General features: G+C 75.7%; 14 protein-coding genes. 11 read left to right on the top strand and 3 right to left on the bottom strand.

Going from position 1 to position 13,840, the window contains the following annotated elements; translation table 11 throughout:
• The first annotated feature begins 172 nt into the window (after window positions 1-172).
• From HF577_RS32705 to HF577_RS32675, 7 genes are read left to right on the top strand one after another with little or no spacing between them, the layout of a single operon-like run.
• Window positions 173-712 (top strand): D-glycero-alpha-D-manno-heptose-1,7-bisphosphate 7-phosphatase, encoded by a 540-nt coding sequence (locus tag HF577_RS32705; RefSeq protein WP_169399866.1) that lies wholly within the window; start codon window positions 173-175, stop codon window positions 710-712.
• The gene (locus HF577_RS32700) at window positions 709-1,827 is read left to right on the top strand and encodes a glycosyltransferase family 9 protein (protein ID WP_169399865.1); all 1,119 of its coding nucleotides are present in this window, start codon (window positions 709-711) and stop codon (window positions 1,825-1,827) included. Before HF577_RS32705 ends, HF577_RS32700 begins: the two co-directional genes overlap by 4 nt.
• Window positions 1,824-2,567: an SDR family oxidoreductase gene (locus HF577_RS32695; protein WP_169399864.1), complete on the top strand. Its 744-nt coding sequence runs from the start codon at window positions 1,824-1,826 to the stop codon at window positions 2,565-2,567. Before HF577_RS32700 ends, HF577_RS32695 begins: the two co-directional genes overlap by 4 nt.
• The gene (locus HF577_RS32690; protein WP_211175202.1) at window positions 2,537-3,706 is read left to right on the top strand and encodes a glycosyltransferase family 9 protein; all 1,170 of its coding nucleotides are present in this window, start codon (window positions 2,537-2,539) and stop codon (window positions 3,704-3,706) included. Before HF577_RS32695 ends, HF577_RS32690 begins: the two co-directional genes overlap by 31 nt.
• Window positions 3,682-5,211, top strand: coding sequence for a D-glycero-beta-D-manno-heptose 1-phosphate adenylyltransferase (gene rfaE2, locus HF577_RS32685; RefSeq protein ID WP_169399863.1), 1,530 nt, complete (start codon window positions 3,682-3,684; stop codon window positions 5,209-5,211). The genes HF577_RS32690 and rfaE2 overlap by 25 nt, the downstream gene beginning before the upstream one ends.
• On the top strand, window positions 5,208-6,032 hold the full coding sequence (locus HF577_RS32680; RefSeq protein WP_169399862.1) for a glycosyltransferase family 2 protein: 825 nt from the start codon (window positions 5,208-5,210) through the stop codon (window positions 6,030-6,032). Before rfaE2 ends, HF577_RS32680 begins: the two co-directional genes overlap by 4 nt.
• Window positions 6,032-7,552 carry a PfkB family carbohydrate kinase gene (locus tag HF577_RS32675; RefSeq protein WP_169399861.1) on the top strand — a complete coding sequence of 507 codons (1,521 nt, stop codon included), beginning with the start codon at window positions 6,032-6,034 and terminating at the stop codon, window positions 7,550-7,552. The genes HF577_RS32680 and HF577_RS32675 overlap by 1 nt, the downstream gene beginning before the upstream one ends.
• A 33-nt stretch (window positions 7,553-7,585) precedes the next feature.
• On the opposite strand, the gene HF577_RS32670 is transcribed toward HF577_RS32675, so the two are convergent.
• Window positions 7,586-8,551: a glycosyltransferase family 9 protein gene (locus tag HF577_RS32670; protein WP_312859537.1), complete on the bottom strand. Its 966-nt coding sequence runs from the start codon at window positions 8,549-8,551 to the stop codon at window positions 7,586-7,588.
• A 60-nt stretch (window positions 8,552-8,611) separates the two neighbouring features.
• Between HF577_RS32670 and HF577_RS32665 the strand changes: the two genes are divergently transcribed.
• The 4 genes from HF577_RS32665 to HF577_RS38935 are packed head-to-tail and all read left to right on the top strand — an operon-like array spanning window position 8,612 to window position 11,515.
• The gene (locus HF577_RS32665) at window positions 8,612-9,739 is read left to right on the top strand and encodes a glycosyltransferase family 9 protein (RefSeq protein ID WP_211175201.1); all 1,128 of its coding nucleotides are present in this window, start codon (window positions 8,612-8,614) and stop codon (window positions 9,737-9,739) included.
• Window positions 9,691-10,524: an MBL fold metallo-hydrolase gene (locus HF577_RS32660; protein WP_169399859.1), complete on the top strand. Its 834-nt coding sequence runs from the start codon at window positions 9,691-9,693 to the stop codon at window positions 10,522-10,524. Before HF577_RS32665 ends, HF577_RS32660 begins: the two co-directional genes overlap by 49 nt.
• 44 nt (window positions 10,525-10,568) lie before the next feature.
• Entirely contained in the window at window positions 10,569-11,162 is a 594-nt protein-coding gene (locus HF577_RS32655; protein WP_169399858.1) for a UdgX family uracil-DNA binding protein, read from the top strand.
• 50 nt (window positions 11,163-11,212) lie between these two features.
• Entirely contained in the window at window positions 11,213-11,515 is a 303-nt protein-coding gene (locus HF577_RS38935) for an HNH endonuclease signature motif containing protein (RefSeq protein WP_211175200.1), read from the top strand.
• 102 nt (window positions 11,516-11,617) lie between these two features.
• On the opposite strand, the gene HF577_RS32645 is transcribed toward HF577_RS38935, so the two are convergent.
• Together HF577_RS32645 and HF577_RS32640 are read right to left on the bottom strand one after the other, a co-directional pair.
• Window positions 11,618-12,271 (bottom strand): HAD-IA family hydrolase, encoded by a 654-nt coding sequence (locus tag HF577_RS32645; protein WP_169399856.1) that lies wholly within the window; start codon window positions 12,269-12,271, stop codon window positions 11,618-11,620.
• A 13-nt stretch (window positions 12,272-12,284) separates the two neighbouring features.
• On the bottom strand, window positions 12,285-13,840 hold a 1,556-nt coding region (locus tag HF577_RS32640), incomplete at its 5' end, for an ATP-dependent Clp protease ATP-binding subunit (RefSeq protein ID WP_169399855.1).

Here is a 13,840-nt window from a genome sequence, read left to right as displayed (position 1 = left end):
AGCTGTGTATAAGAGACAGCTGCTGCTGGCCGCCGCCCGCGGAGACTGAGCCCGCAATCCAGGCGCCCCAGGCCGCCCCCGGGGTTGGTGACGCCGAGTAGTAGTGCGCACGCGGAGTAGCAGTTTTCGCCGGAGGCGTTTATCGGGGCCGCGCTCGGACACCTCTCCCGCTGTGATCGTCCATCGTGCACCGGACGCCGTCCTGTTCGACCGGGACGGCACCCTGGTCGTCGACGTGCCGTACAACGGCGACCCGGCCCTGGTCACGCCGGTTCCGGGGGCGCGGGAGGCGCTCGATCTGCTGCGTGCCGCCGGGATCCCCACCGGCGTCGTGACCAACCAGTCGGGGATCGCGCGCGGCCTCATCAGCGCGGAGCAGGCCGCCGCGGTCAACCGGTGCATCGACGAGCTCCTCGGGCCGTTCGCGGTGTGGCAGGTGTGCCCGCACGGCCCGGACGACGGGTGCGCCTGCCGCAAACCCCGGCCGGGGATGGTGCTGGCCGCGGCCCGCCACCTGGGCCTGCCGCCCGGGCGCGTCGCCGTGGTCGGCGACATCGGGGCCGACGTCGAGGCCGCAGCCGCGGCGGGTGCCGCGGCCGTCCTCGTGCCCACCGCCGTGACCCGGCCCGAGGAGGTGGCCGCGGCACCGGTCGTGCGGGCGGACCTCATGGGGGCGGTGCAGCACCTGCTCGAGCCCGTGGGGGCCCGGTGACCCGGCGGGTACTGGTCACGCGGCTCGACGGGGCGGGTGACGTCCTGCTCGCCGGCCCGGCCGTCCGAGCCGTGGCAGCCGCCCCCGACACGGAGGTGACCCTGCTGTGCGGCCCGGACGGGGTCGCGGCGGGGCGGCTGCTGCCCGGCGTGCGCCGCGTCATCGAGTGGGCCGCCCCGTGGTCGGTGAACCCCGCCCCGCCGGTGCGGCGCTCCGAGGTGGACCGGCTGGTGGCGGAGCTGGCGGGACACCGGTTCGACGAGGCGGTGCTGCTCACCTCGTTCCACCAGTCGCCGCTGCCGACGGCGCTGGTGCTGCGGCTGGCCGGGGTCGGACGGATCACCGGCGCCTCGGTCGACTACCCCGGTTCGCTGCTCGACGTGCGGCTGCGCCCGGGGGACGGACCGGGCGACGATCTGCCGGAGGACCTGCCGGAGCCGGAGCGGGCACTCGCGATCGCCGCCGCGGCGGGGTTCGGGCTGCCTCCCGGCGACCACGGCAGGCTCGCGGTGACCGACCCGCCACCGGTCGGAGCGCTGCTGGGCCCGCTCGCCCACCGCCCCTACGTCGTGCTGCACCCGGGCGCCGCCGTGGCGGCCCGGCGGTGGCCGGTCGAGCACCATCGCCGCGCCGCGCGGATGCTCGAGCGGCTCGGGCTGCCCGTCGTGGTCACCGGTGGCACGGGGGAGCGTGCGCTCACCGCCACCGTCGCCGAGGGGCGTGCCCTCGACCTCGGCGGCCGCACCGACCTGGCCCAGCTCGCGGGCGTGCTCGCCGGGGCCGTCGCACTGGTCGTCGGCAACACCGGCGCCGCGCACCTGGCGGCCGCCGTCGGCACCCCGGTGGTGTCGCTGTTCGCGCCGGTGGTGCCTGCGGTCAAGTGGCGCCCCTACCGGGTGCCGCAGGTGCTGCTCGGCGACCAGACCGCGCCCTGCCGCGACAGCCGTGCCCGCGACTGTCCCGTGCCCGGCCACCCGTGCCTGGGCGGCGTCGCGCCCGAGGAGGTCGTGTCCGCGGTGCGCCGGCTCTACCCCGTTCTCGCGACCGCCCGGGCCGGACGAGGCGCCGGCCGGAGGGGCATGACGGAACGACATGTGACGGAAGGACAGAAATGACGGAGATCCTCGAAGCCCCCACCCGGACGGGTCGCGAGCCGCGGCTGGTCGGGACGGTGCTGGTCACCGGGGCCGCGTCCGGCCTCGGCCGGGCGCTCGCCCGTGCCGTGGCCGCGGCGGGTGGCCGCCCGTTGCTGGTCGACCGGGTCGCGGTGGACGCCGGCCCGGAGCTCGGCGACGCGCTGTCGGTCGTCACCGACCTCGCCGACGGGCGGGCGAGCGAGCAGGCGATCCGCGAGCTCGTCACCGCGGCCGGTGGGCTCGACGCCGTGGTGACCGCGGCGGGCACCGACAGCTGCGGTGCCCTCGGTGACGTCGCAGCCGACGACTGGGAGAAGGTGGTGACGGTCAACCTGCTCGGCACCGCCGCGGTGATCCGCGCCGCGTTGCCGGCACTCAAGGCCAACCGCGGCCGGATCGTCACCGTGGCGTCGACGCTCGGGCTGCGCGCGCTGCCGGACGCCTCGGCCTACTGCGCGTCCAAGTTCGGCGTGGTCGGGATGACCCGCGCGCTGGCCACCGAGCTGGCCGGCGAGGTCGGCGTGACGCTGCTGGTGCCCGGCGGCATGGACACGGCGTTCTTCGACGGGCGGCCCGACCAGTACAAGCCGGGACCGGACGCGCAGCTCAACGATCCCGCCGAGGTGGCCGACGCCGTGCTGTACGCGCTGACCCGACCGGAGGGCTGCGAGGTGCGGGAGATGGTCGTGTGCGCCTCGACCGAGCCGTCGTGGCCCTGAGCGACCGGGGCACGGTCGCCGGGGCCCCGCTCGGCCACCCCGGCGCGGACCGGGGCGGCCCGGTGGATCTCGGCGCGGCCCGGCGCATCCTCGTGGTCCGCGCCGACAACATCGGCGACGTCGTCACCACCACTCCGGCGCTGCGCGCGATCCGCGCCGCTGCCCCGCACGCACGGCTGGACCTGCTCGCCTCGCCCGTCGGGGCCACGGTCGCGCCCATGATCGACGTGCTGGACGGGGTGCTGGCCGTGTCGCCGTCCTGGCAGCAGCTCTCAGGCACCGCCGGGACGGCGGCGGGCGAGCGGGAGCTGCTCGACCGGCTCACCACGGGGCGGTACGACGTGCTGTTCGTGTTCACGTCGTTCTCGCAGTCGCCGTGGCCCGTGGCGCACCTCGGGCTGCTCGCCGGCATCGGCACCCGGGTCGTCCACTCCCGGGAGTTCGGCGGGGCGGTGGCCACGCACTGGGTGACGCCGCCGCCGGACACGACCCACCAGGTGGACCGGGCGCTGCATCTGCTGGCGGCGGTCGGGGTCCCCGACCGCGGCCGCGCACCGTCCCTGCAGATCCCGGCCGACGCGGAGCAGGCGGCCGCCGGGCTGCACCCGCCCGGTTCGTTCGCGGTGCTCGCCCCCGGCGCGTCCTGCGCGGCGCGGCGATACGAGTCGGATCGTTTCGGGGAGGCGGCGGCGCAGGTGGCGCGGGACGGGCTGCCGGTGCTGGTGGCCGGCTCCGCGGGGGAGACGGGCCTGGTCGAGCGCGTGGTGGCGGCGGCCGGTCGCCCCGGGGTGACGGCCGTGCCGCCGGTGGCGCTCCCGGTGTTCACCGCGCTCCTGCGCCGCGCCGCCGTCGCGATCACGAACAACTCCGGCGGCATGCACCTCGCCGACGCCGTGGGCACCCCGGTCGCGGTGACCTACGCCGGCACCGAGCTCCCCGACGACCTGCGGCCCCGTTCGGTGCCCGCCGCCCTGCTCGGGTGCGCGGTCGCGTGCTCGCCGTGCCGCCAGCTGCAGTGCCCCTTCGACCACGAGTGTCTCGACATTCCTGCCGGCGATCTCGCCGCTGCCGCCGTGGCGCTGGCCTCCACCCCCGCATCCCCCGAGGAGGACCGATGGATCGTCGCGTCGACCCCCTGACCGTCCCGATCACCGTGGCCGGGCCGGTTCCGGCCGCCCTCGCGGGCCACATCGCCGAACGTGCCCCGCGGATCGTGGTGGTCGGTGACGCGCTGCTCGACGGGTGGCTCTCCGGCCCCGCCCGCCGGCTGGGCCGCGACGGGCCGGTGCCCGTCGTGGAGCTCGCCGAGACCCGCCACACCCCCGGCGGCGCCGGCAATGCGGCCGCCAACCTCGCCGCACTCGGTGCGTCGGTCGAGCTGGTCGCCGTGCTCGGGGACGACGCCGACGCCACGACGCTGCGCGGGCTGCTGCAGGACGCGGGCGTGGGCACCGCGCACTGCGTCACGGAGCCGGGGCGCCGGACGGTGGTGAAGCGCAGGCTGGTGTCGGCGGGGCAGCCCGTCGCCCGCTACGACGACGGGCCGGCCGCCGGTCCGGCGGCCGCCACCTGTGCCGCTGTCGCCGCGGCAGTGGCGCGAGCCGTACGCACCGGGGTGGATGCCGTGCTGGTGGCCGACTACTGCCTCGGTGCGGTGGCCGCCGACGTGCTCGCGGTCCTCGAGGCACTGCGTCCGCAGATCCCGCTGCTCGTGGTGGACGCGCGGTCGCCTGCCGGCTGGACGCGGCTGCGGCCTGATGTCGTCACCCCGAACGCGTCCGAGGCGGCGGCCCTCCTCGGGGGCGTCGAGGCGGTGCCCCTGTCCGGGCCGGCCCGTACGGACTGGGTCGTGCGCCACCGCGACGCACTGGTCGCCGCGGCGGGCGGCGCGGACGTCCTCGTGACGCTCGACGTCGACGGTGCGGTGCGGCTGCCCGCCGATCCCACCGCCCCGCCGCAGGTCACCACGGCCCGGCCGGGCCCGGAGGCCAGGGCGTGCGGCGCGGGCGACACGTTCGCCGCGGCCTACACCGCCGCTCTCGCCGCCGGGATCGCGGCGCAGGACGCGCCGGCTCTCGCGCAGTGCGCCGCCGACGTCGTGGTGGGCCGGGAGGGCACGGCCGTGTGCTCGACCGGTGCGCTCACCGCGCGCCTGGCCGCGTCCGACCGCGGCGGCCTGCTCACCCACCGCGACCTGCTCGCGATCGTCGCCGACCACCGCGGGCGCGGGGAGCGGATCGTGTTCACCAACGGCTGCTTCGACGTGCTGCACCGCGGCCACGTCGCCTACCTGCGGCAGGCCCGGGCGCTGGGCGACGTGCTGATCGTCGCGCTGAACAGCGACGAGAGCGTGTCCCGGCTGAAGGGCCCCGAGCGTCCGGTCAACCCGCTGGAGGACCGGGCCGGTGTGGTCGGGGCGATCGACTGCGTCGACGTGGTCACCGCCTTCACCCAGGACACCCCGGCCGAGCTGATCGAGCTGGTGCGCCCCGACGTCTACACCAAGGGCGGGGACTACACCCCGCAGATGCTGCCCGAGACACCGATCGTGGAACGTCTCGGCGGAGAGGTGCGCGTGCTCGACTACCTGTCGGACCACTCGACCACGGCCATCGTCGGCCGGATCCGGGCGGGCCGGGCATGATCCCTGACCTCGACGTCCTGATCCCCACGGTCGACCGGCCCGTCGAGCTCGCGACGACACTGGCCGGGCTCGCCGCGCAGGACCATCCGTTCGGAGTGGTCGTGAGCGACCAGTCCACCGGGGTGGCGTCCTACGACACCGCACCCGCCGAGGCGATGCTGCGCGTGCTGGCCGCGACGGGTCGTCCGGTGCGGCTGGGCCGGCACCTGCCGCGCCGCGGGCTCGCCGAGCACCGGGCGGCCCTGCTCGCGCGCTCGTCGGCGCGATACGTCCTGTTCCTCGACGACGACGTCTGGCTGGAGTCCGGGACGGTCGCCCGGCTGCACGAGGCCATCGTGGAGCTGCGGTGTGGACTGGTGGGCGCGCCCGTCCAGGGGCTGTCCTACCTGGACGACTACCGGCCGGTCGAGCTGGAGCCCTTCGAGCGCTGGTGGGGACGGCCGCAGCCGGAGCGGATCCACCCGGGCACGCCTGAGTGGCAGCGCTGGACCCTGCACAACGCGGCGAACCCCGTGCACCTCACGCATCGGCACGTCCGGCCGGGCGAGCGCTGGGTCCCGTACAAGATCGCCTGGGTGGGGGGCTGCGTGCTCTACGACCGCCGGGAGCTCGACGCCGTCGGCGGCTTCGGCTTCTGGCCCGAGCTGCCGGAGCTGCACTGCGGGGAGGACGTGCTGGTGCAGCAGCGGGTACTGGCCAGGGCCGGTGGCGCCGGCATCCTCCCCTCGGGGGCCTGCCACCTGGAGTCGCCGACCACGGTGCCGGACCGGACGGTGCAGGCCCGCGACGTGGTCGGTCTCGAGCTCGCGGGGAGCCGGTGATGGGCCCGGGCGGTGCGCGCGGTGTCGTCGTCATCGGGGACACGCTGCTGGACATCGATGTCGAGGGCAGCGTGGACCGCTTGTGCCCGGATGCGCCGGCGCCCGTGCTCGCGGTGGAGGGGGAGCACGACCGTCCCGGAGGGGCCGGGCTGGCTGCGGTGCTGGTGGCGGGGCGCGATGTCCCGGTGCGGCTCGTCACGGCTCTCCAGGACGACGGGCCCGGGCAGCGGCTGCGAAGGCTGCTCGACGGCGCGGTCGATGTCGTCGCCGGCCCGGCCGAGGGCGGCACGGTGGTGAAGTGCCGGCTGCGCGCCGGTGGACGGTCGATGCTGCGCACCGACCGGGGTGCCGCCCGTCCCGAGCCCGGGTTCGCAGCGGGCCTCGACCTGGACACCGCGCTGGCCGACGCGGGCGCCGTGCTGGTGTCGGACTACGGGCGTGGCGTCGCCGCCGACCCGGACGTGCGGGCCGCGCTGGCCCGCGTGATCACCCGCCGGGTCCCCGTCGTCTGGGACCCGCACCCGCGGGGTGCCGACCCGGTTCCCGGCGCCACCGTCGTCACGCCGAACCTGGCGGAGGCACGGGGGGCCGCCGGGGGAGCTCCCGTCCCCGGGTCCGGCGTGCCCGCCGCCCTCGAACTGGCCGCGCGCCTGCTCACGCGGTGGGAGGCCCGCTCGGTGGCCGTCACCCTCGGCCGGTCCGGTGCTGTCGTCCGCCACCGGCACGGGGCCTGTTCCGCCGCGCCCGCGCCGGTGGTGCAGGAGAGCGACCCGTGCGGTGCGGGTGACCACTTCGCCGGCGGGGTCGCCGCCGCGCTCGCCCGCGGCGAGACGGTGGACGACGCCGTCGCCGAGGCCGTCGCCGGTACGGCCGACTTCATCGCCCTCGGCGGGGGTGCGACCGTGCGCCGCGAGGGAGCGCGGTGGACCCAGCCCCGGGGGGCGGGCGCTGCGCCGCGGCCGGCCGGCACCGGGCTCGACGCGGCCGCCGCGCTGGCCGAACGGGTACGGGCCGGGGGCGGCACGGTCGTCGCCGCCGGCGGCTCGTTCGACGTGCTGCACACCGGGCACACCGACACCCTCGCCGCCGCCCGGGCCCTCGGGGACTGCCTGCTCGTGCTCGTCAACTCCGACGAGTCGGTGCGCAGGCGGGCCGGGCCGGGCGGACCGGTCGTGCCGCTGGCTGAGCGGGTGGCGGCACTGGCCGCGCTGGAGTGCGTGGACGCCGTGGCCGTGTTCGACGCCGACGACCCCCGCCGCGTGCTGGACGTGCTGCGTCCCGACCTCTGGGTGAAGGGCGGCGACCACGATCCCGCGGAGCTGCCCGAGACCCCGCTCGTGCGCTCGTGGGGAGGGGAGGTCGTCGCGGTGCCCTATCGGCCGGCCCGCACGACCGTGTCCGCGCCCGTCCGGCATCCGGCCGGGGCCCGGGCGCGAACCCGCCAGCAGGGCGCTCCCCAGCAGGCGACGCCGCAGCCACGGGCGCCGAAGCCGAGAACGCGACGCCGCCCGTCCCCGTAGCGACTGCCGTCGGTGGCGGACCGCCGGCGGGTCTCAGCGGCTGACCGCGTCGCTGAGCTCCCCGCCGCGGCGGCGGACGGCCGCGGCAGCGGTCAACACCTCGGCCACCGTGACGGCCAGCAGGGCCGGGTCGGGGTCGTCGGCGAAGGGGTCGCCCCGGCGGAGGGACGCGTCGCCGAGCGTGCGGTGCGGACCGTCGCGGGGCGGCCCCCACTGTTCGGGACCGACCGGCCCGAACAGGGTGACCGACGGCGTCCCGAAGGCCGCGGCCAGGTGGGCGATCCCGGTGTCGCCGCTGACCACCAGCGCGGCCCCGGCGACCAGGCGGCAGAGCTCGTGGAGGTCGGTCCGTCCGGCGAGTACCCGGTCGCCGGGCAGGCCGGCCGCGTTCGCGACGCGGTCGGCCAGGACGTGCTCGTCCGCGGTGCCGGTGACCAGCACGGGCCGGTCCGGCCGCTCCAGTGCCGCGGCGACCTCGGCGAAGCGGTCCGCGGGCCAGCGCTTGGCGCCGAACCGGGCCCCGGGGTGCACGAGTGCGGGGGCGGCCGGGCCCGGGTGGACCGGTGGGGCCAGCCGCAGGTCGGTGGGGTCGGCCGGGATCCCGTGCTCCGTCAGGAGCGCGCACCAGCGTTCCCGCTCGTGCGGGTGGCGGGCGGCGATCTCGTCCCGGTACGGGCCGTCCCACCCCGGCGCGCGCCAGCCGATCCGCCGTCGGGGTGCGAGTGCGTCGAGGGCGCGGTGGCTCTGCGGGCCGGTGCCGTGCAGGTTGACCGCGAGGTCGGGTGGCCGCCGGTCCCAGCGCAGCTGCCCCGGGTCGGCGGTGGGCAGGATCTCGTCCACGGCACCCGTCCGCTCGACGAGGGGTGCCAGCACCTGCGGGGTGGCGAGCACGATGCGGTGGCCGGGGAACTCTCGGCGCAGGGCGCGCAGCGCGGGCACCGTCACCAGGAGATCCCCGAGGTTCAGCGCCCGCAGCACCAGCACGATCTTCTCGTCCACCCGGCGTGCTTACCCCGACCGGCGCCGGGTAATCCGGCGGCCATGGTGGTGGATCACGCCGTGCCCGGGCCGGTCCGCCGGATCGTGGTGCTGCGCTGCAACGCGCTGGGGGACTACCTGATGGTCACCCCGGCCCTGGCCGCGCTGCGCACGCGCTATCCGGAGGCCGAGCTGACGCTGCTCGGGGCGCCGTGGCATGCGAGGTTCCTCACCGGCCGTCCCGGCCCGGTGGACCGGGTGCTGGTGCTGCCACAGGTCGACGGCCTGGCCGGGCAGCCCGCGGGCGTCCCTCCCGGGTCCGAGCTGCCGGGCTTCCTCGCCGCGGCGCGGGACGACGCCTACGACCTGGCCGTCCAGCTGCACGGCGGGGGCGGTGTGTCGAACCCCCTGGTCCGGGCGCTGGGGGCACGCCGGTCGATCGGGCTGCGCGCGGACGGCGCGCCACCGCTGGACGACACGGTGCCGTACCGCTACTACCAGCCCGAGGCCGACCGGTTCCTCGAAGTGGTGCGGCTGGCCGGCGCGGACGGCCCGGCCGACTACCCCCTGCTGGCCGTGTCCGCCGCGGAACGGGACGCCGCCGCCGCGCTGCTGCCCGGGGACGGCCCTTGGGTCGCGCTGCACGCCGGGGCCACCGACGCCCGCCGGCGCTGGCCCGCCGAGCGCTTCGCGGCCGTCGCCGACGCGGTGAACACCGCGGGTGCGCGTCCGGTACTCGTCGGCGCCGGGGCGGACGCCGCGGCGAGCGAAGCCGTGGTCGCCGCGGCCTCGACGCCCGTCACCGACCTCACCGGACGTACCGGCCTCGGGACGCTCGCCGCCGTGCTCCGCCGCTGTGCCGTGGTCGTCGCCAACGACTCCGGGCCGCTGCACCTCGCCAGGGCGGTGGGCACGGCCACCGTGGGGCTCTACTGGTGCGGTAACGCGATCAACGCGGCAGCGCCGACCCGGACCCGCCACCGCCCCCTGCTGAGCTGGACGCTGCACTGTCCCGAGTGCGGAGCCGACTGCAGCACGGCAGGCCACCCGCACCGGCCCGGCGAGGGGTGCGAGCACCGGCCGTCCTTCCTCGGGCAGATTCCGGTTCGCGAGGTCCAGGAGGAGGTGTCGGATCTGATCACGCGGGTATCCACGCCCACATGGACGACCACGGTGCCGGCGCCCGGAGCGACGAGCACGCCTCGCTGACCTTCGTGGGCACGGCGACGACCCTGCTGCGCCTCGGCGGGTTCACCCTGCTCACCGACCCCAACTTCCTGCGTCGCGGGGAACGGGTCCACCTGGGATACGGGCTGACCTCGAAGCGGCTCACCGATCCCGCCCTGTCGATCGGGGCGTTGCCGCCGCTGGACGTGGTGCTGCTCTCGCACCTGCACGGCGACCACTTCGACCGCGTGGCCCGGCGCGACCTGCCCCGGACACCACCCGTCATCACCACCCGGCACGCCGCGAAGCGCCTGCAGCGGTGGGGGTTCGGTGGCGCCACCGGCCTCGCGACCTGGGAGGACTGGGAGAGCACCCGCGCGGGGGAGCGCCTGCGGATCACGTCGGTACCCGGCCGGCACGGTCCGGCAGGCGTGCATCGGCTGCTGCCCCCGGTGATGGGCAGCGTGCTCGACCTCGAACGCAACGGGCAGCGGATCCTGCGCGTCTACGTCACCGGGGACACCCTGCGGGTGCCCGAGCTGCGCTCGATCCGGGACCGCTTCCCCGACATCGACGTGATGATCACCCACCTCGGGGGGACGAAGGTGCTCGGCGTGCTCGTCACGATGGACGGCAGGCAGGGCACCGACCTCGTCGAGCTGATCCGGCCCGCCACCGTGGTCCCGGTGCACTACGACGACTACGGAGTCTTCCGGAGCCCGCTGGAGGACTTCGTCGCCGAGATGCGCCGCCGGGGCCACGACGGGCGACTGCGCACCGTCGTCCGCGGCGACACCGTGGAGCTCGCCGCCTTCCCCCACCGTTGAGTGCGGGGCGGTTCCGGTGCGGTCGCGGCGGGTAGCACCACGGGGTGGAGACCACCGCCATCGACCTGGACGCGCTGCGCAACGAGGCCGCGCACTGCACCAACTGCGAGCTCTACGAGCCCGCCACCCAGACGGTGTTCGGGGAGGGCCCGCCCGCGGCGTGGCTGATGCTCGTGGGGGAGCAGCCGGGCGACAAGGAGGACATCGCGGGCGAGCCGTTCGTCGGCCCGGCCGGTCGCGTCCTCGACACCGCGCTGGAGCGCGCCGGCATCGACCGCGCCGAGGTGTACCTCACCAACGCCGTAAAGCACTTCCGGTTCGAGCGCCGGGGCAACCGCAGGCTGCACAAGACACCCGGCGTCACGCACATCCGCGCCTGCCGCCCGTGGCTGGACGGGGAGCTGCGTGCGGTGCGTCCCGCCGCGGTGGCCACCCTCGGTGCCGTCGCGGGCAAGGCGCTGATGGGGCCGTCGTTCCGCATCACCGACACACGCGGGCAGGTGCTCGACTGGGAGGGACACCGCCTGGTGCCGACCGTGCACCCGTCGGCGATCCTGCGCGGCCCGGCCGAGGCGCGGGACGAGGCGCTGGCCGCACTCGTGGTCGATCTGCGGGTGGTGGCGGGCCTGCGGCCCTAGATGTAATGCCTAGCTGGGTTGTCGACCCGGCTGATGAGTAGGTGGCAGCGGTGGGCTTTCTCGTCGAGGTGGATCTCGGCGTAGGCCAGGCAAGTGTGGTCGTCGATGGCGGCTGCGCCGGGTGCGGGCGGCCGCCGTCATGGTGCGAGGTCCACCACATCACAGCCTGGCAGGACGGCGGCGACACCGCCCTGCACAACTGCGTGATGCTCTGCCGGACCTGTCACCGTCTGCAGCACCACTCCGAGTGGGAAGTACGCATCCGCGACGGGCTCCCCGAGCTGATCCCCCCGGCCTGGATCGACCCGCAGCGAAGACCACGCCGAAAACCACTCTTGCACCTCGCCGCGTAAAAGGTCGCGAAGAGAGGCGCGGTCGGCAGAGCCTCCGTGATCACTGGGGGGACACATGTCCTCAGGCCGACACGCCGTCAACAACGCTCATGGGCATTACACCTAGAACACGGGGCCGTCGGCGTCCGGTCCTGCCCGCCCCGGGACGTGCACGCCTGCCGCCGCGAGGTCGGCGAGGCACTGCCGGGGACCCTGCCACCGGTGGGCCCACCAGCCGCGCTCCCGGGCCGCTGCCACGTTGACCGGCCGGTCGTCGAAGAACAGCAGGTCGGCGCCGGACAGCCCGAGCTCGTCCTCGACGGCCGCGTACGCGCCGGGTCGTGGTTTCGCCACCCCCGCCTCGCAGGAGAACACCTTCGTCGGGAACATCGCCCCCCACGCCGACCCCCGCACCTCCGTGGCCAACGAGTGCGGGGCGTTGGAGAGCAGCCCCATCCGGACCCCGGCTGCGGCGACGCGGGCGAGGAGCGCGGCGATGCCGGGTGCGAGCCCGGCCCACCGTTGCGCGTCGCGCCGGTCCAGTCGCCTCATCTCGGCGGGGGTGAACGTGCGCCCCACGTCCGCCCCGACGCGGCTCCAGTACTCCTCGGCGTCGCTACCGAGGTCGTACCCGTCGCGGTGGCGCCAGTAGGCGGCGGTGAAGGACGACGACTCGACCCCGACCTCGGCCGCGAGCACGGCCCCGCCGGCCTCGGAGCCACCCAGCACGCCGCCGATGTCGAAGACGACGGCCGCGGGGGGCCCGGAACGGTCCACGATGGCAGGGTAGTCACCGGGCGGTGGCGGCTTCGGTGACCTGGATGTCGAACGCGCCGTCGCGGGCGTCCACCCGCGCGTGGCTGCCCGGTCCCAGCTCTCCCGCCAGCAGCAGCCCCGACAGCCGGTTGTCCACCTCGCGCTGGATGGTGCGCCGCAACGGTCGTGCCCCGAACTCCGGCTGGTAGCCCAGCTCCGCCAGCCGCGCGACGGCGGCCGGGGTGAACTCGACCGTCACGTCCTTCGCACGGAGCCTGCGGCGGGTGTCCTCGAGCAGCAGGTCGGTGATCGTGGTGAGCTGCTCGGCGTCGAGCCTGCGGAACACGATGATCTCGTCGATGCGGTTGAGGAACTCGGGCCGGAACACCTCGCGCAGCCGCGGCATGATCCGGTCGCGCAGGGCCGCGTCGTCCTGGCTCGACGTCGCGGCCGCGCTCCCGAAGCCGAGCGTCGCACCCTGGCTGGAGATCAGCTCGGAGCCGACGTTGCTGGTCATGATGACCACGGTGTTGCGGAAGTCGACCGTGCGGCCCTGGCCGTCGGTGAGCCGCCCGTCGTCGAGCACCTGCAGCAGGATGTTGAACACGTCCGGGTGCGCCTTCTCGATCTCGTCGAGCAGCAGCACCGAGTACGGCCTGCGGCGCACGGCCTCGGTGAGCTGGCCGGACTCGCCGTAACCGACGTAGCCGGGCGGCGCCCCGATCATCCGCGCCACCGTGTGCCGCTCGCCGTACTCGCTCATGTCCAGGCGCACCATCCGGTCCTCCTCGCCGAACAGCGCCACGGCGAGCGCCCGGGCCAGCTCGGTCTTGCCGACCCCGGTCGGGCCCAGGAACAGGAAGCTGCCCACCGGGCGGTCCTCGTCGCCCAGCCCGGCCCGGTTGCGGCGGATCGCCTCGGCCACGGCGGTGACGGCCTCGTCCTGCCCCACCACCCGGCTGTGCAGCTCCTGCTCCAGGCGCAGGAGCCTGCTGCGTTCGGTCTCGGTGAGCTCGGAGACCGGCACCCCGGTCTGGCGCGAGACGACGTCGGCGATCTCGGTGACCCCGACCTCCGGCACGCTGTCGTCGGGATCGACGGTCGAGGTGAGCCGGACGCGCAGCTCGGCGATCCGGTCGCGCAGCTCGGTGGCCTGCTCGTACTGCTCGTCGGCCACGGCCTGGTCCTTGTCCCGCTCGAGCTGCTCGAGCTGCTGCTCCAGCCCGCGCCGGTCGATCGACGGGGTGCGCGTGCGCAGCCGGACCCTCGCCCCGGCCTGGTCCATCAGGTCGATGGCCTTGTCGGGCAGGAACCGGTCGGTGATGTAGCGCTCCGACAGCTCGACGGCGGCGCGCAGCGCGTCCTCGGTGTAGCGGACCTGGTGGTGGGCCTCGTAGCGGTCGCGCAGCCCGTGCAGGATCTCGATGGCGTCCTCGCAGCTCGGCTCGGGCACCATCACCGGCTGGAACCGGCGGGCGAGCGCGGCGTCGGACTCGATGTGCTTGCGGTACTCGTCGAGGGTGGTGGCGCCGATGACGTGCAGCTCCCCGCGGGCGAGGGCGGGCTTGAGCATGTTGCCCGCGTCCATCG

The sequence above is a fragment of the Pseudonocardia xinjiangensis genome, assembly GCF_012911925.1.
Taxonomy (GTDB): Bacteria; Actinomycetota; Actinomycetes; order Mycobacteriales; family Pseudonocardiaceae; genus Pseudonocardia; species Pseudonocardia xinjiangensis.
Note: the sequence above shows the minus strand (reverse complement) of the source record. Positions and strands in the feature narration are given on the sequence as shown.

What these genes read in the sequence shown, in the direction of transcription:
- HF577_RS32695 (WP_169399864.1), top strand. Translation starts at nt 1,824, where the DNA reads ATGACGGAGATCCTCGAAGCCCCCACCCGGACGGGTCGCGAGCCGCGG.
- rfaE2 (WP_169399863.1), top strand. Translation starts at nt 3,682, where the DNA reads ATGGATCGTCGCGTCGACCCCCTGACCGTCCCGATCACCGTGGCCGGG.
- HF577_RS32680 (WP_169399862.1), top strand. Translation starts at nt 5,208, where the DNA reads ATGATCCCTGACCTCGACGTCCTGATCCCCACGGTCGACCGGCCCGTC.
- HF577_RS32675 (WP_169399861.1), top strand. Translation starts at nt 6,032, where the DNA reads ATGGGCCCGGGCGGTGCGCGCGGTGTCGTCGTCATCGGGGACACGCTG.
- HF577_RS32660 (WP_169399859.1), top strand. Translation starts at nt 9,691, where the DNA reads ATGGACGACCACGGTGCCGGCGCCCGGAGCGACGAGCACGCCTCGCTG.